18 protein-coding genes and 1 other RNA gene are annotated in these 23,198 nt (G+C 42.0%); 16 read left to right on the top strand and 3 right to left on the bottom strand.

Translation table 11 applies throughout. The features are described 5' to 3' along the window. The first annotated feature begins 44 nt into the window (after positions 1-44). The 6 genes from N693_RS0111140 to N693_RS0111115 are packed head-to-tail and all read left to right on the top strand — an operon-like array spanning position 45 to position 4,829. Positions 45-530, top strand: coding sequence for a DUF5590 domain-containing protein (locus N693_RS0111140; RefSeq protein WP_025784859.1), 486 nt, complete (start codon positions 45-47; stop codon positions 528-530). A 37-nt stretch (positions 531-567) separates the two neighbouring features. Then, a complete protein-coding gene (locus N693_RS0111135; protein ID WP_025784858.1) occupies positions 568-1,761 on the top strand; it encodes a pyridoxal phosphate-dependent aminotransferase in 1,194 nt (397 codons plus the stop codon). 51 nt (positions 1,762-1,812) lie between these two features. Then, complete coding sequence (gene asnS / locus N693_RS0111130; RefSeq protein ID WP_025784857.1) at positions 1,813-3,108, top strand: asparagine--tRNA ligase; 1,296 nt, start codon at positions 1,813-1,815, stop codon at positions 3,106-3,108. Positions 3,109-3,134: 26 nt separating this feature from the next. Beyond that, complete coding sequence (locus tag N693_RS0111125; protein WP_025784856.1) at positions 3,135-3,848, top strand: DnaD domain-containing protein; 714 nt, start codon at positions 3,135-3,137, stop codon at positions 3,846-3,848. Positions 3,849-3,853: 5 nt separating this feature from the next. Further along, positions 3,854-4,504, top strand: a complete 651-nt coding sequence (nth, locus tag N693_RS0111120; protein ID WP_025784855.1) for an endonuclease III — start codon at positions 3,854-3,856, stop codon at positions 4,502-4,504. Beyond that, positions 4,497-4,829 (top strand): YpoC family protein, encoded by a 333-nt coding sequence (locus tag N693_RS0111115; RefSeq protein ID WP_025784854.1) that lies wholly within the window; start codon positions 4,497-4,499, stop codon positions 4,827-4,829. The genes nth and N693_RS0111115 overlap by 8 nt, the downstream gene beginning before the upstream one ends. Before the next feature lie 42 nt (positions 4,830-4,871). On the opposite strand, the gene N693_RS0111110 is transcribed toward N693_RS0111115, so the two are convergent. Together N693_RS0111110 and recU are read right to left on the bottom strand one after the other, a co-directional pair. Next, entirely contained in the window at positions 4,872-7,631 is a 2,760-nt protein-coding gene (locus N693_RS0111110; protein WP_025784853.1) for a penicillin-binding protein 1A, read from the bottom strand. Further along, positions 7,631-8,266 (bottom strand): Holliday junction resolvase RecU, encoded by a 636-nt coding sequence (recU, locus tag N693_RS0111105; RefSeq protein ID WP_025784852.1) that lies wholly within the window; start codon positions 8,264-8,266, stop codon positions 7,631-7,633. The genes N693_RS0111110 and recU overlap by 1 nt, the downstream gene beginning before the upstream one ends. A gap of 180 nt (positions 8,267-8,446) precedes the next feature. On the opposite strand from recU, the gene N693_RS0111100 reads away from it, so the two are divergent. The 7 genes from N693_RS0111100 (at position 8,447) to N693_RS0111075 (ending at position 16,427) form a co-directional block, all read left to right on the top strand. Then, positions 8,447-8,824, top strand: a complete 378-nt coding sequence (locus N693_RS0111100) for a YppE family protein (protein WP_025784851.1) — start codon at positions 8,447-8,449, stop codon at positions 8,822-8,824. Further along, positions 8,814-11,096 (top strand): DEAD/DEAH box helicase, encoded by a 2,283-nt coding sequence (locus N693_RS0111095; protein WP_025784850.1) that lies wholly within the window; start codon positions 8,814-8,816, stop codon positions 11,094-11,096. Before N693_RS0111100 ends, N693_RS0111095 begins: the two co-directional genes overlap by 11 nt. Next, positions 11,086-12,363 carry a ribonuclease H-like domain-containing protein gene (locus N693_RS0111090; protein ID WP_025784849.1) on the top strand — a complete coding sequence of 426 codons (1,278 nt, stop codon included), beginning with the start codon at positions 11,086-11,088 and terminating at the stop codon, positions 12,361-12,363. Before N693_RS0111095 ends, N693_RS0111090 begins: the two co-directional genes overlap by 11 nt. A gap of 86 nt (positions 12,364-12,449) precedes the next feature. After that, entirely contained in the window at positions 12,450-12,746 is a 297-nt protein-coding gene (gpsB, locus tag N693_RS0111085) for a cell division regulator GpsB (RefSeq protein ID WP_025784848.1), read from the top strand. 63 nt (positions 12,747-12,809) lie between these two features. After that, an RNA gene (gene rnpB, locus N693_RS19995) (RNase P RNA component class B) lies at positions 12,810-13,193 on the top strand. Between the two features lie 135 nt (positions 13,194-13,328). Continuing rightward, on the top strand, positions 13,329-14,456 hold the full coding sequence (locus N693_RS0111080; protein WP_025784847.1) for a class I SAM-dependent RNA methyltransferase: 1,128 nt from the start codon (positions 13,329-13,331) through the stop codon (positions 14,454-14,456). Between the two features lie 63 nt (positions 14,457-14,519). After that, positions 14,520-16,427: an ATP-dependent DNA helicase gene (locus N693_RS0111075; RefSeq protein ID WP_025784846.1), complete on the top strand. Its 1,908-nt coding sequence runs from the start codon at positions 14,520-14,522 to the stop codon at positions 16,425-16,427. A gap of 1,112 nt (positions 16,428-17,539) precedes the next feature. Here N693_RS0111075 and N693_RS0111070 read toward each other — a convergent pair. Continuing rightward, positions 17,540-17,995, bottom strand: coding sequence for a chemotaxis protein CheX (locus tag N693_RS0111070; RefSeq protein ID WP_025784845.1), 456 nt, complete (start codon positions 17,993-17,995; stop codon positions 17,540-17,542). 162 nt (positions 17,996-18,157) lie between these two features. Between N693_RS0111070 and N693_RS0111065 the strand changes: the two genes are divergently transcribed. The 3 genes from N693_RS0111065 to N693_RS0111055 are packed head-to-tail and all read left to right on the top strand — an operon-like array spanning position 18,158 to position 23,190. After that, a complete protein-coding gene (locus N693_RS0111065) occupies positions 18,158-21,760 on the top strand; it encodes a dynamin family protein (protein WP_051508742.1) in 3,603 nt (1,200 codons plus the stop codon). Then, positions 21,761-22,606 carry a sulfurtransferase gene (locus N693_RS0111060; protein ID WP_025784843.1) on the top strand — a complete coding sequence of 282 codons (846 nt, stop codon included), beginning with the start codon at positions 21,761-21,763 and terminating at the stop codon, positions 22,604-22,606. Further along, a complete protein-coding gene (locus N693_RS0111055) occupies positions 22,603-23,190 on the top strand; it encodes a metallophosphoesterase (protein ID WP_025784842.1) in 588 nt (195 codons plus the stop codon). The genes N693_RS0111060 and N693_RS0111055 overlap by 4 nt, the downstream gene beginning before the upstream one ends. Positions 23,191-23,198: the final 8 nt, after the last annotated feature.

Here is a 23,198-nt window from a genome sequence, read left to right as displayed (position 1 = left end):
CAATCTAGGTCTGTCTAAACCCATTAAGAGTGGGATGTGAAATAGTGATAAACTGGATAAAATTTTTCGTCGTTTTTCTCTTCACACTAACACTAGCTTTTACGTCTTTTGTCTTTTACAAAGCGTATGAACCTGCTTCTACATTAAAAGAAAATGCGACCAATCGAGTATTGGATGCGGGTCTTTTAGAAGAAGCAGATCGGGCTGAAGTGTACAATGGCACAACGTCGCTTACAGTGGTCTATGGAAAAGATGCAAAAGGTGTTTCAAAAGCCGTTTTTGTAGACGAGAAGGTGAAATCAGACGAGGATATGAAAGTGATTTCTCTTGAAAAAGGAATAACCGCAAAACAAGCATTATCCTCGGTCAAACAAGAAATGAACGTCAACAAACTCATCCATGTTAAACTGGGAGAGGAAGACGATGCTGCTGTATGGGAAGTCGCATTCAAAAATGAGGACAATAAACTGAATTACGTGTATGTCTCATTTTCAGATGGACAGTGGCAAAAACGAATATTAAACTTATAGGAAGTGCATGAACGCACTGGTAAAGGGAGCGATGGACTTGGCGAAGCAATTAGCATCCAGAGTAACTACACTTTCACCTTCAACAACTTTGGCGATTACAGCTAAAGCGAAAGAAATGAAAGAATCTGGTATTGATGTAATTGGTCTTGGTGCAGGAGAGCCTGACTACAATACACCTGAACCTATACTGGAGGCAGCATGGCGTTCTATGAAAGAAGGCAAGACCAAGTACACACCATCTGGTGGTCTTCCTGCTCTAAAGGATGCAGTTATTGGGAAGCTGGAAAAAGATCAAGGCTTAACGTATGCGCGTACTGAAATTATGATTGGAATTGGCGCTAAGCATGTGTTGTACACATTGTTCCAAACGATTCTAGACCCATTAGATGAAGTGATCATTCCTGCACCTTATTGGGTGAGTTATCCGGAACAAGTGAAACTTGCAGGCGGAGTGCCTGTTGTCGTTCAGGCAGCTGCAGATGCAGAGTTCAAAGTGACAGCTAGTCAGGTTAAGCAAGTAATTACAGCAAAAACAAAGGCCATTATCCTTAACTCTCCTGGTAATCCTACAGGAATGGTGTATACAGAAGAAGAACTAAAAGCGATTGCGGAAGTATGTAAGGAACATGATATTTGGATCATTTCGGACGAGATTTATGAAAAACTCGTATATGGAACGGCAAAACATGTTTCCATTGCAACTTTGTCAGACGATGCTAAGAAGCGCACGTTTATCATTAATGGTGTTTCAAAATCACATTCTATGACAGGATGGCGTATTGGGTTCATTGCAGGGGAAGAAGAAGTCGTAAAGTCGATGACAAATCTTGCTAGCCATTCGACATCCAATCCTGTGACTACTTCACAATATGCGGCAATCGAAGCGTATAATGGTTCACAGGATGCAGTGGAAATTATGCGGAAAGATTTTGGCGCTCGTTTAGATCGTATTTATCCGCAGATTCAGGAAATTCCTGGATTCCATACAGTCAAACCACAAGGTGCATTCTATTTGCTACCAGACGTATCAGAAGCTGTGAAGCATACAGGTTACGAGAACGTGGATGAGTTTGCAAAAGCATTACTGGAAGAAGCAAATGTGGCAGTCATACCAGGTAGCGGATTCGGTTCAGAAGAAACTATCCGATTATCATACGCGACTTCTATTGAGTTGTTAGAAGAAGCTGTGCGCCGTATAGACCAATTTGTAAAAGAGAAATGGAACGACTGAAGGAAAACTGACTAGGAAGTACAAGAACCTAGAAAAAATTTGGAGGCTCTTATGAAAACGATTATGATTCACGAAATGCCTGATCATGAAGGCGAAACAGTACGAATGGGTGCATGGCTTGCCAACAAACGGTCAAGCGGCAAGATTGCATTTTTACAATTACGTGATGGCTCTGGTTTTGTACAAGGGGTTGTTGTTAAGGAAGATGCTGGTGAAGAATTATTTGCTACTGCAAAAGGTTTAACACAAGAGACATCTTTGTATGTAACAGGTGAGGTTACTGTAGACGAGCGTTCAAGCTTTGGGTATGAACTGCAAGTCAAAGGAATAGAAGTGATTAAAGTAGCAGAAGATTATCCAATCACGCCTAAAGAGCACGGAACAGAATTCCTGATGGATCACCGTCATCTTTGGTTACGTTCACGTAAACAACATGCAGTGATGAAAATCCGTGACGAAATTATTCGTGCGACGTATGAATTCTTCCACATGAATGGATTTATCAAAATCGATCCACCTATTTTGACAGGTTCTTCTCCTGAAGGAACTTCAGAGTTGTTCCACACTAAATACTTTGATGAGGATGCTTATCTTTCACAGTCAGGTCAGCTTTACATGGAAGCTGCTGCGATGGCACTTGGTAAAGTATTTTCATTCGGTCCAACATTCCGAGCTGAAAAGTCGAAAACTCGCCGTCACTTAATCGAGTTTTGGATGATTGAGCCTGAAATGGCGTTCGTAGAACATGCGCAAAGTTTAGAGGTACAAGAGCAATATGTGGCACACGTTGTTCAATCTGTACTTCAAAACTGCAAGCTTGAGCTAGAGCGTTTAGGTCGGGATACTTCGAAATTGGAAAAAATCCAAGCGCCGTTCCCACGTATTACGTATGACGATGCAATTGAGTTCCTTCACAAAGAAGGATTCGATGATATTCAATGGGGTGACGATTTTGGAGCGCCACATGAGTCAGCAATTGCGGAAAGTTATGATCTACCTGTATTCATCATGAATTATCCAATCGGCATTAAGCCGTTCTACATGCAACCACATCCTGATCGTGATGATGTTGTGCTATGTGCAGACTTGATCGCCCCTGAAGGATATGGAGAAATCATTGGTGGATCTGAACGTATTCATGACTATGAACTTATGAAGCAACGTATTGAAGAACACCAGTTAGATGCTTCTGCATACGAATGGTATTTAGAATTAAGTAAATATGGTGCAGTGCCTCACTCTGGTTTCGGTCTTGGATTAGAGCGTACTGTCGCTTGGATTTCAGGAGTCGAGCACGTGCGGGAAACAATTCCGTTCCCACGTCTACTCAACCGTCTGTATCCTTAATAATGCAACAAGGAGGAGTTCGCCTTATGCAACAAGATGAACGGCTCCGAATGTGGATTGAGCAGGGGAATGTAACTATTCCCCAGCTTTTTTTTAACTCGTATAAAAAACTAGGTATCCAAGATTCGGATGCCATGCTCATTTTACAAATGGAAGCCTACCATGCTCAACAGATTGAGTTTCCGACGCCCTCCGATTTTTCATCACGGATGAACCTTACAGAGAACGAGGTATCCCAAGTATTGCAACGTCTCATGCAAAAGGGATACTTGAAAATTGCCCAAACTAGTGATTCTAATGGAGTGCTGTTTGAACAATTTTCACTAGTTCCCTTATGGGAAGCAATTTTGGAATGTGAAATCGGGAGTCAGAATAAAACAGTTGAAGCAAAAGAGAAGGAAGAAGAAGGGCAAATCTTTCACATTTTCGAACAAGAATTCGGACGACTTCTTTCTCCTATGGAATGTGAAACGATTGCGATGTGGATTGACCAAGATCATCACGGCATTGATATTATAAAAGCGGCTTTAAAAGAGGCTGTAATTGCTCAGAAACTAAGTATGCGTTATATCGATCGCATTTTGTTTGAATGGAAAAAGAAAAACGTAACGACACTTGCAGATGTCGAAAAACAAACCAAAGCCTTTCGCTCCTCTACGCAATCTATTCGACAGGGAAAAGCACAAGGAACTGTGAAACGGGTTCCTCTTTACAACTGGCTTGAAGATCGGGATGGGTGAGTGAAATGTTAACAAAAACCGAGTGGCACTATTGCTTAGAGGAAATTGATACGATGTTTCCAGATGCGCATTGTGAGCTAGTACATGAAAATGCCTTTGAATTGGTCGTTGCGACACTTTTATCCGCTCAATGCACGGACGTGCTGGTCAATCGTGTAACTGCAGAGTTGTTTAAGAAGTACAAAACGCCAGGAGATTATTTGGAAGTTCCAATCGAAGAATTGCAGCAAGACATTCGTTCGATTGGTCTCTATCGGAACAAAGCAAAAAATATCCAAGCGTTGTCGCTCATGCTTCTAACTCAATTCGGAGGGGAAGTTCCTGAAGATCGCGACGTTCTGACAACACTCCCAGGAGTGGGAAGGAAAACGGCGAATGTTGTAGTCTCAAATGCGTTTGGTGTTCCTGCACTTGCTGTCGATACACACGTTGAACGTGTAGCAAAGCGTTTGGCAATGAACCGATGGAAAGACTCAGTCTTGGCAGTGGAAGAGAAAATAATGCGGTGGACACCAAGAGAACGGTGGACACAGACGCATCATCAACTTATTTTCTTCGGTCGATATCACTGTAAAGCCCAAAGACCGAACTGTCCGGAATGTCCACTGCTTTCTGTATGTCGAGAAGGAAAGAAGAGGATGAAGAATAATGGATAATTCCAAACCCACTGTAACAAAAGACCAAGTAATGAGTTACTTTGATAAATGGGAGTCTCTAAAACCTGAAATTCAACAGCTTTATGACCAGAAGCAATCCAATGCTTCTGAGTCGATGGCGATTGCCATTGCTAATTATGAAGAATTATTAGAGGTATGTGCACCAGTCGGTGGTTCTGATCGTCGTACAAAGATGGAACCATTGAATGGGGAAGAGCGCCTTCAATTCATCAAGGATAAGGTAGTAAGTCCTTTTGCGCTCATTCAATTGAGTTTGCTCTATACGGAATTAAGAAAGAAGATTGCCAGATTTGTTACCAATTAAAAAAACAGCGACTTCGTATTTACGAAGTCGCTGTTTTTGTTGTTAGTTTTCGTCTGATGTCTTTGTATCATCTGGCTTGGTCGCAGAAGGTTTCGACGAACTAGCTGTATTGGAGTCCGACTTATTCGGAGGGGTGCTGCTGACGCCACCGGAGTCGTCACCACTGTTACCATCTCCATTATTTTCGGAGTTATTTCCGTCTGAACCATTGCCGTTGTTGCCATTATTGTTTCCGTTATTCCCATTGTTGTTCCCATTGCCATTATTATTGTTTCCGTTATTGTTATTTCCATTATTGTTTTCATTGTTCGATCCATTATTTTGACCGTCATCCCCATTGTCCTGATCAGAGTCCCCTTGGTTTTCATCATCAGGATTTTCTTCCGGTACTTCTTCTTCAGTTGCCTGAATCATAAGCGTTGTCGAAGCAGGGGAGCTAACAAGATCATTTGCTTTTGCAATGACAGAGAACGTATACGTATGACCCGGTTCGACATTCCCGAATGTGAAGGAATTATCGTTTGTCTCAGTAAGTGATTGGGAACCTCCACCATCTACAGAAACTGAAATTGCAAATGATACATCGCCATCAAAATCATCAGAATCAGGTTCATTGTGTTTCCAACTTAAGTCGATTTCCTGATTATCGGCGTCATATTCTGCACTTAAATCAGTAGGCGCTTCAAGTTCCGTCACTTCTTCCTCAGGTTCTTCCTCTACATATGTGCGCTCAGGAAGAGTTCCACGAACAAATAGCTCATCACTTTTTAAGTTGCTTGGTGTGCTGTTAGTTGCCAACTGAAGTGGTTGAGATCCAGCGACAATTGCAGCCTCTTCAACAGAGCTAGGCTTTTTGAATTTCTTAGGAGAGTTGCCAGAAGTGATATCTCTCATCACTTGACGGAATAACACTTTAGGCATATCACGTCCGCCTTGGAAGCCGACAATTGGTTCATTTCGTTTTTCATGTCCTCCCCAAACGGCGATCGTATAGTCGGTTGTATATCCTGCAAACCAAGAGTCAGGAACACTGTATTGGCCAGTAATGTTGTAGTTCTTTTTGTCTGCAGCTGAATAGTTGGTTGTACCCGTTTTCCCCGCAATGTCCATTCCAGGAATGTTTGCTTTTGTTCCAGTTCCATTTGGTTTTGTCATCACGTCCCGAAGCATATCTGTCACCATATAAGCGGTGGAATCCTTCATCGCGGAAACTGGATCTGGAGCAAGATTGATTTCAGTTTTACCATCTCGTAAAATTATTTTTTTCACTGCATGGGGAGCATTGTAGATACCTTCGTTTCCGAATGCAGCAAATGCTCCAGCCATTTGTTGAGTAGAGAAGTCATTTTTAGCTCCACCAATTGCATCGGATTGATATAATTCCTTAACTGGTAACCCTAGTGAATTTGCGAATTCAGCAGCGTTTTTAGTGCCAACTTCTTCAAATGTTTTAATCGCTGGAATGTTGCGGGATTCATACACTGCTTGACGCATGGTAATTGGACCCTTAAATCTACCATCGACATTATTTGCTTTTATACCTTTTGTTTTTTCATCTACGATTGTCTGACCAGTCGACCAGTTCAAGTATTCAATTGCAGGGCCATAGTCTAAAATTGGTTTGATGGAAGACCCAGGCTGTCGTTTTTGGTCGCTTGCATAGTTATGGTTAAATAATTTGTAATCACGTCCTCCACCAACTGCCACAATCTCGCCTGTTTTGGTATCGACAACTGTCATACCTGCTTGAATTGTATCTGATTCAAAGTTACTAGAATCTGCAAGTGCTTTTTCGACAGCTTCTTGTGCGTTTGGATCGAGGGCAGTTTGAATGGTAACCCCATCTGCCTCAATATCTTTGTATCCTGCTTTTTGGAGTTCATCCATAGCAATATCAATATATGCTTGGTATTTAATATCCATTGGTTTCTCGCGTTTTTCTTCAGGAAGAAGAGAAGCAGTGACTGGAATTGCTTTTGCAGTATCCATTTCTTCTTTTGTAATCTTGTCATGCTGGTTCATGAGTCTCAATACGATGTCACGGCGCTTTTGTGCACGTTCCGGGTGTTTGAATGGATTGTAAGCATTTGGTGATTGAGGCATCCCTGCTAACATTGCCATCTCAGAAAGCTCCAGTTCATTTAACTCTTTTCCGAAAAAGTACTCAGCACCTGTACCAAATCCATATTTGTTACCTGACATGAGAACTTTGTTGAAATACATTTCAAAAATTTCTTCTTTAGAATAATTTCGTTCTAGCTTAAATGCTAGCCATGCTTCCTGTGCTTTTCGCTTTAATGTTTTTTCATTCGTGAAGAATGAGTTTTTAATAACTTGTTGTGTTAAGGTCGAAGCCCCTTGAGAGCCAAAACCGCTTTTAAAATTGGCAAGGACAGCACCACCAAGGCGCCATAGGTCAATTCCATGGTGTTTGTAAAAACGAGAGTCTTCCGTTGCAAGAATTGCGTCTTCTAATTCTTTAGGAATTTGGTCGTATGGTATATATTTTCGCTTTTCATTACCAGTCGTGTAAATAACGTTGTCGTTACGATCTAATACTTTGGAAGATAGCGGATCTTTAAGTAGACTTTCATCTAATGCTGGTGCCGTACTCGCATAATAGGCGAATAATCCTGCACCTGCCACGAAGAATAGTAACCCGATAACGACGATTGCTTTCAATATGGTCTTAACGAGACCTTTTTTCTTTTTAGGTGTTTTTTTATGTTTCCGTGACGATTTCTGTTCCGCCTCTGCTTGTTGTCTGCGTGCGGTCCTTGAGTTTGGAGTGTTATTGTCCATTAGGATTCCTGCCTTTCGATTCGTTCGCCGGTTGTTTGTTCAACTATACCGGTTAAAGCGTTCAAATAGTCTAGACGTGGTTGATAGCCCGGCTGTATTTCGACCGATAATTCCTCAAGTTCAGAAAGAGTAATCGATTTTCTACCACCCTCAATCATCCTCGTCCATGTTCCGATGAAATTTCTAAAAGGTAAGACGAAATAGCGATCTAAGAGAGAAAAACGGATAATTAGAAATGCAATACCACCTTGTTTGTGTACTTGAGACATATGCTCAACTTGATGATCATGTATATTTTGTAAAGGAAAAGAAGTTTTGTTTTTCGTCTCCTTCGCTTCAAAATCGACATATTTCCCTTGCCATACGCCGTTGTAATCAGTTGTGGAAGCGGTCTTGAAGTATGCTTCAGTAATTACTGCTGCACTTCTAGCCGGGTAACGGACGTTTACAATTTGAATAGGTACGGGTTTTTTATGAATGACTGCGATCCCTCTACTAGTATAATACTCGTTACTGTCATTTAGTTCATCTTCCAACGTTTTCCCTCGATTGCTGAAAGATAATGAAGTTGGTTTGGCAGCAGTATTCGTTGTAGTAGGTATATATTTTTTGCCATTTGGATAGCGTATCGCCAACATACTCACCTCACATCATCAGTGTATCATACCACAATATTGAGACGTTAAAACGTTGATTAGGTTGCAAACTATAAAATGCTCTCTCTTTTAGAGAGGAATGCACGTTCGTCAATGTTGGAACTAAAAGCACTAATTTGATAAACTTAAAATAGAAGTAGTAGAAAGGTGACAAGTAGTATGAGGTTACAGCATTTAACAGAACAATTACTTGAAGTGTGTGATGAATGCTTAGTTCGGCATAGCGACATGCGAAATGAAAATCGCGAACCCGACTTTTATAAAGAAGTTAAACCATATGCCGATCACTGGCATCGGATGATAGATGAATGGGACGAACTCGTACAACAATGGATTCGTACAAGTCGGCCGAAATACGTACGTCCTATTCAAATTTCAACGCTGAATGATCTGATGAAACAATTTACCGTTCAATCCTTTTATCAAAAGACAGGGAAGAAGCGATTTGTTCAATCCATTCAATCTGCCAGTTATACATTGAATACCGTTCGTATCGCATTAGTTAAAGAGAAAGAGGAGGGCGGAGATGGCAAATAACGTAAATCTCCAATCAGTTATTGATGAGTTGAAACAAGATCCGGAATTTGCGAAGAATGTAAAGCATTATAAAGTTACGGAAGGAAAAGATGCCATCTATGCTCCATTTCCCAAGAAATTGCATCCTTCATTAAAAACGGCTCTTTCACATAAAGGGATTTATCAATTATATAGCCATCAGCGGAAAGCATTCGACTTCGCACAACAAAAAAAATCATATACAGCGGTAACTCCAACGGCTTCAGGTAAATCACTTTGTTATCATTTACCTGTTCTTCAAAGCATATTGGAGAATGAAGCCTCGCGAGCATTGTATCTCTTTCCAACAAAAGCACTTGCGCAGGATCAACTAGCTGATCTACATGAACTTATTGAAGCGAGCGGAGAAACGATTCTAAGTTATACGTATGACGGAGATACTGCACCAGGTCTTAGAACGAAGGTTCGTAAATCAGGTCATATCGTGTTAACTAATCCGGATATGCTGCATTCCGGTATTTTGCCCCATCATACAAAATGGGTATCACTTTTTGAAAACTTGAAGTATATCGTGATTGATGAATTGCATACGTATAAGGGAGTGTTTGGTACACATGTTGCCCATGTGTTAAGACGCTTAAAACGAATTTGTGCATATTATGGAAGCAATCCGGTGTTCATCTGTACTTCTGCAACCATAGCAAACCCTCAACAACTGGCGGAAAACTTGACGAATTCCTCGATGGAGCTCATTGCGGATAACGGAGCACCTGCTGGCAAAAAGCATTTTTTGTTTTACAATCCACCCGTTGTCCATGAAACCTTCGGAATTCGTAGGAGTGCTGTCTTGGAAGTTCGTGATATTGCTTCCCGTCTTTATCGAGAAGGGGTTCAAACCATCATCTTTGCGAAAAGCAGAGTGCGTGTAGAAATGCTCGTAACGTATATGAAAGAACTCACCAAAAAGAAATTGATGGATGAGACAATCATGGGGTACCGTGGAGGTTATCTTCCTTCAGAGCGGCGTAAAATTGAAAAAGGACTGCGTGATGGGACGATAAAGACAGTAGTCAGTACAAATGCTTTGGAACTTGGTATAGATATTGGTCAACTCCAGGCTTGTGTGATGACGGGTTACCCGGGTAATATCGCAAGTGCGTTGCAACAAGCAGGTCGAGCAGGAAGAAGGCAAGATGACGCACTTATCATTTATGTCGCGCAGTCTATGCCGTTGGACCAATACATCATCGAGCATCCGGATTACTTATTGGGTGGATCACCAGAGGAAGCGCATATTCACCCTGACAATATTGTCATTCTCATGGATCATCTACGGTGTGCTTCATTTGAACTGCCATTTTCGATGGACGATCAGTATGCAGAGTTCGATGTCCAACAGCTATTGGAATTTTTAGCGTCTGAAGGAGTTCTCGTATTGGCGGGGAATCATTGGCATTGGATGACAGAGCGTTTTCCTGCGAGTGAAGTAAGTTTACGTTCTGCTTCTCAAGAAAATGTAGTGATTATTGATAAAACCCGACCTAAAGAAACGACGGTCATTGGAGAAATGGACCGATTCAGTGCAATGACACTATTACATGAAGAAGCGATCTATTTGCACCAAGGTACTCAATTCCAAGTTGAAATGCTAGATTGGGAAGAAAAGAAGGCGTATGTGACAGAAGTGGATGTCGATTATTTCACAGATGCCAATTTAGCTGTTGAGCTGAAAGTGATCAGTGAAGATAAAAAACAGAAACAAAAATCGCAGACGGTGGCTTTCGGGGATTTAGCCGTTCTTGCCATCCCAACAATTTTTAAGAAGATTCGATTCGATTCTCATGACAATATCGGTTCTGGTCCTATTCATTTGCCAGCAGAAGAGCTCCATACAGCATCCACATGGCTAGCATTTGATGTGCCTGAAGGATGGACAGAAGCTACCTTGACTGATGCCATGACCGGTGCAGCCCATGCGATGCAATCTTTTATTCCTTTGTTTGTGCAGTGTGACAGAACTGATATTCATGTAGTACCGCAAGTGAAAGCGGTCCATACAGGAAAACCAACATTTTTCATCTACGATAGTTATCCTGGAGGAATTGGATTGAGTGAAAAGATGTTTGACCAATGGCATTCATTGCTTCGTCAGGCGGCCTCGCACGTAAGTTCATGTGAATGTGAAGGGGGCTGTCCAATTTGTACAGGTCCGCCTGAATCTGATACAAATTTGAAGCTAGGCGCTGAGGAGCTTTTGAAGAGTTTGGCAGGCGGTGACGCGTGTGTCCTATGAACAAAATCTCATGAAGATGAAAGGGTTGTTGAAAAAGGCTAAAGCTGACTCCTCAACTCAGAAAGAAACCTCAAAGATCGTTCAAGCGTCATCTCCTAGTTACGAATCACAGTGGATGGCAGCAGGTCTCGAAAAAGAGACCAATCAGTACGGCACCGTTTATAAGAAAGTTGTGGACTATGACGAATCTTATACACATGGGAGATATCAATTGACCGAGTTAACAGCCACATTGCAAAAATGGAAGAGCTCAGGGGAACGGCATCCTTTAGCACCAGACCCAGACAAACGACTCCTTTTTTTTGATACGGAAACTACGGGTTTGAAGGGGACCGGTACACTTATTTTTCTAATCGGTTTAATCGAGCAACGAGGCAACGGTTTTAGAATGACCCAATATGTACTGCCTGGTCCTGCTCATGAAGCAGCGTTTCTTTATGCGACTGGATTATGGGAAAAGCCGGTTACGCTTGTCATGTATAACGGAAAGAGTTTCGATGTGCCCCAATTGGATACCAGGTGGACGATGAATCGGAACTTACTCCCTCCTTTGCCGAAGCACGATCAGATCGACTTGCTCCACGGTTCCAGACGCATATGGAAACATGAAATGGAATCTTTCAAGTTGCCTGCAGTTGAAGAGGAACAACTTGGTTTTGTGCGGGAAGACGATATGCCAGGGTATTTGGCACCGATTATCTATCAAGATGCAGTGAAAAATGGTCGCGCAGAAATGCTGATGAAGATTTTACTACACAATGAGTACGATATTTTGTCACTTGTCACGTTGTATATTCGTTCAACTGAGCTTCTTTTACAAGAGGAGTTATCAGGAACTGCGATTAGCCAAACGAATATTGGTAAATGGTATGCTGATTTAAAATCACATAGTCGAGCAACTGCCGTCTTAGAGCAGGTAATCGAGGAATATGGGACTCAACATCCGACGACTCACTTCCATTTTGGGTTTCTTTTAAAAAGAGAAGGGAAATTTAAAGAGTCACTAGAAGCGTTTGGTGTCTGTATGACGAAGTCGACTGGACGTGAACGAATCATTGCACTTGAGGAAATGGCGAAAATCCTTGAGCACAAAAACAAAGACTGCACGAAGGCGCTACAACTTTGTGGAGTTGCCAAGGGTCTGCTTGCACGTGATTCCTCATTGTCTGCATCGTTTTCAAAGCGTATGATTGCGGAATTCACAAAACGGGAAATGAGACTTAAGAGAAAATTATTTCCCGGGCAAGCGCAGGACTCGACAAATTAACACTTCTAATCTTGACGTAAGCAGACAGAATTGGACAGGATATGCTATACTTAGAGCAGTTATCACTGACGGAAGGACGTTGTTGAATGGATATTAAATTGGATTCAAAAACGATTCTTGAAAAAGAGTTTAAAACAGGTATGCGCGGTTATAATCAGGAAGAAGTTGATTTATTTTTAGATAGTGTGATTCATGACTACGAAAGTTTTAAAAAACGGATCGCTGAGCTTGAACGCGAAAACGGAGAACTTCAAAATGAGTTATCTACTGTCCAGAAACGACCAGCATCGAGCGCTCCTGGTACAACAAACTTCGACCTGCTGAAACGTATTTCTAATTTGGAAAAAGCTGTGTTTGGAAGTAAACTTTCAGGAAACGAATAAGATGAACCCCACTTTCCCTTGCGGAAAGTGGGGTTCTACTGTATACTTATCAAGCCATGACGGAAATTCAGGTAATTGCTGCAGTGCAAGACACTGGAGAGGAAAGTCCATGCTCACACGGTACTGAGATGTCCGTAGTGTTCGTGCCCGGCCAAAAAATAAGCCGGGGCGCTGTTTACTCAGCTGACGGCGGAAATAATTCCTAAGTCCTTTTAGGATATGGAAAACGTTTCCTGAAAAGTGCCACAGTGACGGAGCTGTATCGGAAACGATACAGGTGGAACGAGGTAAACCCCGCGAGTGAGAAACCCAAATTATGGTAGGGGCGCTCTTCCGAAGGAAATGAACGGAGGAAGGGACAGACAATCGTCTGTAGATAGATGATTACCACCCTGAGTACGAGGTGTAAACCGTTCGAGTACAAGGGAACAAAACATGGCTTACGAATTTCCTGATGGTACTTAATGTATACAATCATGCTCTCCTGTATTTATGGAGAGCATTTCTGCGTTAGAAAACAGGTTTGTTCATATATAGTACGTACATAAAGTGATTCAATAGTGGAGAGGAAGTGTACGATTCATGAAAGAATACAAATTAGTAGCAACTGCAGCGATGGGGCTTGAGGGACTCGTCGCAGAAGAAGTGAAAGCGCTAGGATATGAAACGTTGACAGAGAATGGGAAAGTTTACTTTTCTGGCGATGCCCATGCAATTGCAAAAGCGAACATGTGGTTACGCATTGCTGACCGCGTCCGAATTATCGTAGGGGAATTTAAAGCAACTACTTTCGACGAACTATTTGAAAAAACTAAAGAATTGCCGTGGGAGGAATTTCTTCCAGTGGATGCAACATTCCCAGTTGCAGGTAAATCCGTTAAGTCGATTCTTTACAGTGTCCCTGATTGCCAGGCAATTGTTAAAAAAGCAATTGCAGAAAAACTTAAAACCGTTCATGGTCGTGTCGGTTTTTTAGACGAAACGGGTCCATTATTCAAATTGGAAGTATCGATCTTAAAAGATAAGGTGACACTAACAATCGATTCAAGCGGTGCCGGTCTGCACAAACGTGGATATCGCGTGGGACAGGGGGATGCACCGTTAAAAGAAACGTTAGCTGCAGCACTTGTTAAATTGACAAAATGGAACCCCGATCGACCATTTGTCGACCCATTCTGTGGATCAGGTACGATACCGATTGAAGCTGCAATGCTAGGACAAAATTTAGCGCCAGGCTATAATCGAGAGTTTTTGAGCGAACAGTGGCCGTGGATGGCTGAAAGCGTATGGGACCGAGTGCGTGAAGAAGTGGAAGACGTCGCAGATTATGATCGTAAACTGATGATTTCAGGTTCTGACTGGGACCCAGCGATGATAAAAGTCGCAGAGAAAAATGCTGCAGAAGCAGGGTTTTTAGATATTATCAATTGGAATGTTTGCAACGTTGCAGACCTCTCACTTGAAGGTGAAAACGGCGTTTTAGTAGGAAATCCACCATACGGAGAACGTCTTGGTGAACTAGAAGAGGCTGAAGACATAACCGCTACATTGGGGAACATCATGAAACCTTACCCATCATGGTCTGTCTATATGCTTTCTTCTCTTGAAAACTTTGAGACGATGTATGGCAAAAGAGCTACTAAGAAACGTAAACTCTTCAATGGTTTCATCCGCACAGATCTTTATCAGTTCTGGGGCAAACGAAGCTAATCTAAATAGATCAAAAAGAGAGGATTCTCCTCTCTTTTCTTATGTAATAGAAAGGGGTTCACTATGACAGGAAAGTTACCATTTGCACTCACACGCGACAAAACATTCTACGAATCACTCAACGAGTGGATCGGAGATACCTTATATGATGAGCTCACCGAAAAAGGATTCGACTGCAGGGATGAACAAATTTATATGTCTTTCCAAATTGAGCAAGCTCTACGTGAAAAAGAAGTATTATTCGCTGAAGCTGGTGTCGGAACCGGTAAAACTATCGCTTACCTACTTCCTGCCATCGCCTATGCTCGTTACACAGGAAAACCAGCGCTTATTTCTTGCGCAGACGAAACATTAATCGACCAACTTGTAAAAGAGGAAGGCGATATCCGTAAGCTCGGTGAAGCGCTAGAGCTCACAATAGACGTACGACTTGCAAAATCACGTGACCAATATCTTTGCCTGAAGCGTTTGGAAGAAATGAATCGTTTCGGCGAAGACTATGCCGGGGATGTAGAAGACAGCCTCCCAGAATTCGTTTATGGCCCAGCCTCGTTATCAGAAGTGTATCCATACGGAGAGCGCTCTTCCTATCCAGATCTAAGTGATGGCGAGTGGGAGACGATCAATTACCATCCAATTCAACAATGTGGTGGATGTGACTTACGAAATCGTTGTGGGCAAACGATTCACAGAAGTGAATATCGGAAAGCAGCTGATCTCATTATCTGCTCCCACGATTTCTTTATGGAACACCTATGGACGAAGGAGTCAAGAAAACGACAGGGGCAACTTCCATTACTCCCGGAGGTTTCAATGGCTGTTTTTGACGAGGGACATCTACTTGAATACGCTGCACAACGCGCCCTAACTTATGAAGTACAAGATAGCACGCTACTCGGACTTCTAGAGCGTGTCATGACAGATGGTGTTCGTGAACAAACGCTTCAACTAATGGAACAATTGATGGAATGTCATGAACTGTTCTTTGACTACCTCTCTGAATGTGCTCAGGAAGATGGGGAGGAACGACTTGCAATTTCAAAGTCTCCCGAACTCGTGAATACAGCACGTGAAGCTGTTCGTCTTTCTAATGCATTACTCGAAGAATTTGTCTTTGATAGCGAGCTCTATGTGATACCAGAATATGACTTGAGAATGGTAGAAGAATACCTCGAACAATATATATTCTCATTAGAGTTGTTTTCGGATAATGCGGAAGCAGTCGATTGGGCAGAAGATCGAGAAGGGGAATTGACACTAGTTATTATGCCGCGCCTTGTAACAGATGTTTTACAGGAGCGATTATTTTCAGAAAAACTACCAATTATTTTCTCATCAGCTACATTGTCTGTACAAAATGATTTTTCGTTTATTGCAAATAATCTAGGTATTAAGCATTCCGTTTCATTTTCAATTGAATCTCCATATGATTACGACGAAGTTATGGATCTTACCATAGAATCGTTATCTGAAGATGGAAAAATGAATAGACTTGTCGAATTATTGAATGATGGTGAACAGACGCTCGTGTTGTTTAAGTCGAAACAGTCTATGGAAAACTTCCGAGCGCACCTGCCAGAAGGACAACTTCCTTTCGCAGCGTTTGAAGGAGATCGTGAACTCTCGTCTATCGTTAAAGAGTTCCAATCTAAAAAATGGTCTGCATTCTGCTCCTATCATTTGTGGGAAGGGTTGGATATTCCTCACGATGCATTAACAAGAGTGGTCATTTATGATTTACCTTTGCCACCTGCCGACCCGTTGTTCAATGCGAAGCGTAGCCATGCAACAGCGCCGTTTGAAGAAGTGGACTTACCATATATGTTACTCCGTTTACGTCAAGGTGTTGGTCGACTTATCCGGACTGCGACAGATTCAGGTTCTGTTCATATTTTGTTGAACCCTGAAGAATCTAAATTAGTACCCACATTCGATTCGATTTTTCCCGTGGCTCCAAAAGTGAAATCTTGATAGATATGTAAATAAAACAAAACAAAAAGCAACAGGCCGTTGGCCGTGTTGCTTCAGACTGTAGACAAAAGGAATGGAAATCGATTTGATTTCCATCCCTTTTGTCTTTTTGCATTGTTGACGCTGGAAATGAAGGATGACAGGCCGTTGATCTCCGTTCCGGACGGGCGCTTTCCGGGGGCTTGCCCTCAGCCTCCTCGTCGTTTCACTCCTGCGGGGTCTTCGAAAACACGTGCTCCTAACGCTTCGCTTTTACTCGCAAAAGCTGTTCTTCGTGACAGCTTTCGCTGATCCCCAGGAGTCGCCGTCCTGCACTTCAATCAACTGAATGTCCGTGGACACATTCACTTCATTCAAGCAAACAATGCAATTGAGGCTCCATTTCCTGCTGGCAAGACTTACTAGATGTAACAGAAGGCCTGAGACACCGATATGAAATCAAAGAAGTCTATATAAATGTAAAGAGACCGTTGAACGTGTCTTTGTCGACGCCAAAGAGAAGCTTGGTGTGCGATGGGCAAGCCAAGGAGGGCTTAATTTAATGAATGGATGACATTTTTTGAGAACAACAGGATCAATGCTGGTTCTCCCACATAGGGAATATAGATTTTCAACCAATGGATAAATAAAGGGAAAATCAATTACTGCATCTAATTTACGGAACAGATGGTCTTGCGGAACTAACTGTTAGATTGTAAGCATCTCCTTCTGTTCTCGTTCTTAGATTTGATTATCCATCATCATTTCCATCACCTCATTTGATAATTGAGTGACATTGTTGATTGTAGCGGAGAGCGGCGACTCCGGAGGGATAAGCGAAGCTCGAAGACCCTGGACTGAGCAAAGCGAGGGAGATGAGTGCTGCCTTAATTTCAGCAAAGTTCGCTAAAATACGGCAAATCGAACTCTTCGCTGTTCGATTGGCTGAGAGCAAGCCCCTCGGAAAGCGTCCGCTCGCAGCGGAAATCAACTTTTCATAGATAATTCTATTGTAAAAAAACAGACTGTAGGCAAGCCCCATGATTTATGGCGTTTGTCTACAGTCTGTGCAACAGGGCGTTGCCGTGTTGCTTTTTGTTTTGTCGTTATGATTCATCGTTTATTAACCTTTTTCAAGCTTCGTCGATTGTCAGTAACACATTAGAAGGTGGAGCATTGTTAAAATTCAGTGGTAATTTAAATGCTTGTTGGAAACCATAGAACTTCGTCTCACCTGTTAAAACAGTTGGTGGAGAAATATCCAGTGTCAGTGCATCCTTTTCAAGCAAGGTACACAGATTTCCAGCGACCATATTTCCGAGTTCACCGGTAAACGACTCGATCATTTCGCCTTCAATCGACATGCCGAACATCGCTTCGCCAATTTGTGAAATTGTCGATTCGTTTGTATCGATAATAAGTCTTCCACGTACGTCACCAAGCAGTGCAATAAGTACACTTAGTTCTTTTTGTTCATATGGCTGAGTGGTGAGAGAAGGTGGGAGAACATCGAATTTAACAGGGATAACTGTAGTTAGAGATTGGATAGTACTATTCAATATATGTTGGATTGTTTTTGAATCAGTCATTTAGACACCCCTTAAACAGGTAATAATAGTCCAATGATACCATCCGATTCATCAATTGTATAGAGTATTTCTATAATTATAAACGTAGAATATATGAATAGAGTGTGAACAATAAATAATGGTATGATAGACAAAGCTCTAGCAGAAGGGATCGAAGTGTTTATGACTCAGCATAAAGATTTTTTAGACGAAACCGCAGTACTTGGTCTTCTTTGTAAAGAAGATGGGGATCAGGAAAGGTTTCAAAAAGCTACAATGCTTGCGAAGAAACTATTGAAAGATGACTATACTATTGCATTTGCAGGTCACTTTTCAGCAGGGAAATCATCGATGATCAATGCTCTTACAGGAGAGGATCTGTTGCCATCTAGTCCTATTCCAACAAGTGCTAATATCGTTAAAATACATAAGGATGAAGAGGACTTCGCTATTGTGCATCGACAAGATGGGACTTCAGTTAAAGTTATTGGCGAAGGATTCTCACAAGCAGTTAAAAAGATGAGTAAAGAAGGAGCATCCATCGCTTCGTTGGAAATTGGACATACTGCGTCAAAACTACCCTTAGGAATTTCGGTAATGGACACACCTGGTGTTGACTCAACAGATGATGCCCATAGATTGTCGACAGAATCTGCGCTCCATTTAGCTGATGTTGTATTCTATACGATGGACTACAATCATGTTCAGTCTGAACTGAATTTCCGATTCACCAAAGAACTGATGCGTTATAATCCTAATGTTTACTTAATTGTCAACCAAATTGACAAACACCGTTCAAACGAGTTGTCATTTGATGAATTCAAGGAATCAGTACGGCACTCATTTTCACTTTGGGGTGTCGAGCCGAAAGGGATATTTTTCACATCTCTCAAGCAGCTTGATTTAGAAGGAAATGACTTTGATTCTGTGAAAGAAATTGTGAATAGATCGATTGAGCATCGTGATGAACATTTTGAGCGGAATGCACAAAACGCTCTCGCGCAGTTAACTGCAGAGCATATTGACTTTTTAAAAGAAGAGATTAAAGAAACAATTGATACTCATCCTGAGATAACGGATGAGGAATGGTCTGAAACAAATGAACTTGAACTAGAAACTGAAGAGCTACGAATGCGTCTATCGCTCATGCAAGGAGATGCATTCCATCTGCACTTCGAGAAAGAGCGAAAAGAACTTCTACAGAGTGCTACTCTGACTCCTTATGAAACAAGAGAGTTGCTAAAAGAGTATTTAGAGTCGCAAACGAGTCATTTTAAAGTCGGTCTTTTCTTTAGTGCCAAAAAGACACAGGAAGAACGCGATCGGAGACTTCAGTCACTTAGTGAGTCATTGGAAAAGTTAGCCCATACTCAAATTGAGGTTCATCTTCGATCACTTATGAAGAACGTACTGAAACAAGTTGGCTTGTTAACCGATGAACGATCATTGGAAATCGATGAAATGGATCTGGCATTCCGTTTTAGCGAGATTGCTTCATCTTTGACAACACCGGATATTTTGACTGGCGAGCTGATTTTAAATGCAGCAAGTCAAATGCGTGAAGCAGTTCTGAACGATTACAAGAGGAAAACAGATGATTGGAAAGTCCGGGTATCAGATGTGGTGAAGCGTGAAGGGGAGAGTGCTTCCGTACGATTGCAACAAGAACTTAACGATTCAGAGCTGAAGTTAGCTGCAATCCATCTTGTTAAATCACGTACTACATACCTTCAATTATTTGAATCTGGTCAGCAACATGAATGGTCGAAAGAGGAGCTAGCCTCATTGGATCGATTAAAAGAAGAATGGAGAGCTCAATCCGAGCCTGAAATTCTCGATGTACAGCAACAGCAAGAAACTGAAGTCATCCAGGAGCAAACTAAGCAAGATCTCACCGTTCATGAACGAACCGAGGAAATGTTTAACGGGGATCATGAACTCGTCGTCAAGCGCGCGCAACAAGTAGCAGACGAAGTGGTTCAGATTCCAGGATTTAAAGAGCTTTCTGTATACTTGCAATCTAAGTCGAAAAGACTTGAACAGCAAGAGTTTACAGTCGCATTGTTTGGAGCGTTCAGTGCAGGGAAATCATCTTTCTCAAATGCGTTGCTTGGCGAAGCGGTACTACCTGTTTCTCCAAATCCCACAACCGCAGCCATTAACCGGATTCGACCGACTTCCGACGCACATGCTGATGGAACAGCGGATATTCACTTTAAAGCACCTGAGCAATTGACTCAAGATACGGTGGACGCATTTTCGACGCTCGGTCTATCCATTTCAACACTTGAAGAAGCGTTTACGCGTGCAAAAGAAGCGTTACAATTAGAACTAGTTGAAGAATCACTTCATATCCATAAATCGTTCATCCGTGCATTCCAAGCGGGCTACCCAACATATCGAGATTTGCTTGGCACCGTGTTGACTGCCGAGCGAGATGAATTCGTCCGCTTTGTAGCAGAAGAGGAGCGGAGTTGTTTTGTCGAATCAATCGACTTATATTATGACTGCGAACTAACACGCCAAGGAATTACCTTGGTAGATACTCCGGGCGCCGATTCGATTAATGCCCGACATACAGACGTAGCATTTGAGTATATTAAAAATGCCGATGCAATTTTGTTTATCACTTATTATAATCATGCGTTTTCTCGAGCGGACCGTGAATTTTTAATTCAGCTTGGACGTGTGAAAGATGCGTTTGAAATGGACAAGATGTTCTTTGTAGTTAATGCAATCGACTTGGCTTCAAATGAGGAAGAAGCACAGGAAGTAAAAGGGTTTGTAGCAGAGGAACTTGTGAAATTCGGAATTCGAAACCCACGCGTTCATGGAATCTCTAGCTTGCAAGCGCTTGAAGCAAAGCAGCAAGGAGAAACCGAGTCGAAAATGAATGCTTTTGAAACTCGTTTTTATTCGTTTTTAGAAAATGATTTAAATGCATTAGCCGTTCAAGCATTGGATGAAGAGACTACGAAAACGGTCGAGCGTCTAGCTGATCTCATTGATCGGACTGAGAAAAACCGTGAGCGGAAAGCAGAACGATTAGAAGAATTAGCTGTTTTTGAACAACGTGTCAGAGAACATTATCGAGAGAGTTTTGCACCAGTTCTTAAAAAGTCCGTTGAAGAAGAGTTGAGGGAACTTATTTTCTACATCCATCAACGAGTATTTCTTAGATTCCCAGATTTCTTTAAAGAAGGCTATACACCGTCGTTATTTGTTCGTCACCAAGCTTTAGAAGCACTACGTTTAGCACTAGATGAAACGATAGGAATGACGGGCTTTGACTTTGTACAAGAACTTAAGGTGACAAATTTACGAATGCTGAGGTTTATGAAAAAACAAGTTGACGCACGACAACGGACTGAACAGCGTTGGCTAGCTGAAATGGATAGTGCGCTGTCGCCGTCTCCATTCGATTCAAAGGATGCAGAAATGCTGAAGTTTGTTGCGCCATTCGAGCAAATCACGCGCTATAGTACAGTGAATCGACACTTTAAAAATGCCAAATCGTTCTTTGAAAAAGGCGATAGGAATGCGCTTCGAGAGCAATTGACAGAACTACTGAAGAAAGATGCCACAACCTATTTAGAACAAGAAAAGCAACGTTTAGGAGAATGGACCAACAATTGGATTGACGATTCTGCAACCGCATTGACGGATCATTTATTAACAGAAACGTTGGCTCAACTTGAAGCTGAACGAAATCTTTTGGAAAGTCATGAGCAGCTGTCAGAGTGGCGGACAATCTATGGAAAACTTCAACAGAAGGAGCTGGTTTAAGTGAATGTATTTAAATCTATAGGTACACTTAATAATGACCAACCGCGTAAATGGATAGATGCACGATTCTCTCTTCAAGATCCTGGACTGGGAGCGAATCTCTATCGTCAAAGTCACATTCAACATGCGGTTCATTGGGATCTTGAAAAAGACTTATCAGATATGCAAAAAAGTGGCGGACGCCATCCTATGCCTGATAAGGAAACACTAACTGAGTTATTCCGCAAGAGTGGTCTCCATTTGGATGATGAAATCATCATTTACGATAATGGAGGGGAGCCATTCGCTGCTCGTGCATGGTGGATGTTGCAATTTGGAGGATTTAAAAATGTGTCCATTTCTTTGGAAGGCTATGAGGAGCTTGTAGAATCTGGCTTTCCAACAGATGCGAATGTTGTAACTCCTGAACGCTCAACAGTAGAACCAGAGTGGGATGACTCCATTTTAGCGTCAAAAGAAGATGTGAAGAACCTAGTACAAGCAAATGGTGAGAACTTACTGCTAGATGCAAGGGCAGCCGTGCGTTACCGTGGGGAGCATGAGCCGCTAGATGCAATAGCAGGTCACATCCCTGGAGCGCAAAATTTTGACTGGGCTCAGTTAACAAAGAATGGACGCTTTGAAACATCGGGTGAGGCTGTTTATGGATTAGAAAAGATGGCCAAGCATGACCAACCGATTACCGTCTATTGTGGGAGTGGGGTGACTGCTGCACCTCTTTACGCCATGCTAAAGGAAAAAGGGTATTCGAATGTCAGGTTATATGCCGGAAGTTATAGTGATTGGATTTCTGGTGGAGACCTAGCAGTTGAAACAGGAGTTTTTAAAAAGGATGATTCGCTGTGAAGGTAGCATTTATTAGTGACATTCATTCCTCTTTGGATGAATTGAAAATGGTACTTGAGCAAATTGAAAAGATAGCACCAGATGCAAAAATAGTCGGTGTCGGAGATTTGTTCGAATGTACAATTGGTAAGAAAAAACTGGATGGCACGACCTATCCGCTACTCAGCGAGGTCATGCTCAATCCAGTTGGTTTCGAACAACTTCTTGACTTTCCTTCAATCAGAGGAAATCAGGAAGAGCGGATCCTCCTCGTTTCCCGGTCAGCTGATCCGTTATTGCAAAAGATTTCTCATTTACCGGAACGAATGAGGATTGGTGATGCTTTGCTTATTCATGGTCACCAATGGCCGTACAATGAGTCACCCCCTCAACAGGTGACGCAAGGTGAACCTTTAGTGGTACACGGTCATACACACAAATCATCGTGGTCTGTAGAAGGTGAGGAGCAGAAGTTCCATTACTTTGTGCCGATTGAGCTTCCTCAGAAATCCGTGACGGTAAACGTAGGCTCAGTTGTCGATAACAAAGAATGGGTGTTATATGATGACTGTGAACGGAAAGTGACATTTATGAAAGTTGAATAGGACTAGTT

The organism is Sporosarcina sp. D27 (genome assembly GCF_000586555.1).
Classification (GTDB): domain Bacteria; phylum Bacillota; class Bacilli; order Bacillales_A; family Planococcaceae; genus Sporosarcina.
Note: the sequence above shows the minus strand (reverse complement) of the source record. Positions and strands in the feature narration are given on the sequence as shown.

What these genes read in the sequence shown, in the direction of transcription:
- asnS (WP_025784857.1), top strand. Translation starts at nt 1,813, where the DNA reads ATGAAAACGATTATGATTCACGAAATGCCTGATCATGAAGGCGAAACA.
- N693_RS0111125 (WP_025784856.1), top strand. Translation starts at nt 3,135, where the DNA reads ATGCAACAAGATGAACGGCTCCGAATGTGGATTGAGCAGGGGAATGTA.
- nth (WP_025784855.1), top strand. Translation starts at nt 3,854, where the DNA reads ATGTTAACAAAAACCGAGTGGCACTATTGCTTAGAGGAAATTGATACG.
- N693_RS0111115 (WP_025784854.1), top strand. Translation starts at nt 4,497, where the DNA reads ATGGATAATTCCAAACCCACTGTAACAAAAGACCAAGTAATGAGTTAC.
- N693_RS0111110 (WP_025784853.1), bottom strand. Translation starts at nt 7,631, where the DNA reads ATGGACAATAACACTCCAAACTCAAGGACCGCACGCAGACAACAAGCA.
- N693_RS0111100 (WP_025784851.1), top strand. Translation starts at nt 8,447, where the DNA reads ATGAGGTTACAGCATTTAACAGAACAATTACTTGAAGTGTGTGATGAA.
- N693_RS0111095 (WP_025784850.1), top strand. Translation starts at nt 8,814, where the DNA reads ATGGCAAATAACGTAAATCTCCAATCAGTTATTGATGAGTTGAAACAA.
- gpsB (WP_025784848.1), top strand. Translation starts at nt 12,450, where the DNA reads ATGGATATTAAATTGGATTCAAAAACGATTCTTGAAAAAGAGTTTAAA.
- N693_RS0111080 (WP_025784847.1), top strand. Translation starts at nt 13,329, where the DNA reads ATGAAAGAATACAAATTAGTAGCAACTGCAGCGATGGGGCTTGAGGGA.
- N693_RS0111075 (WP_025784846.1), top strand. Translation starts at nt 14,520, where the DNA reads ATGACAGGAAAGTTACCATTTGCACTCACACGCGACAAAACATTCTAC.
- N693_RS0111070 (WP_025784845.1), bottom strand. Translation starts at nt 17,995, where the DNA reads ATGACTGATTCAAAAACAATCCAACATATATTGAATAGTACTATCCAA.
- N693_RS0111065 (WP_051508742.1), top strand. Translation starts at nt 18,158, where the DNA reads ATGACTCAGCATAAAGATTTTTTAGACGAAACCGCAGTACTTGGTCTT.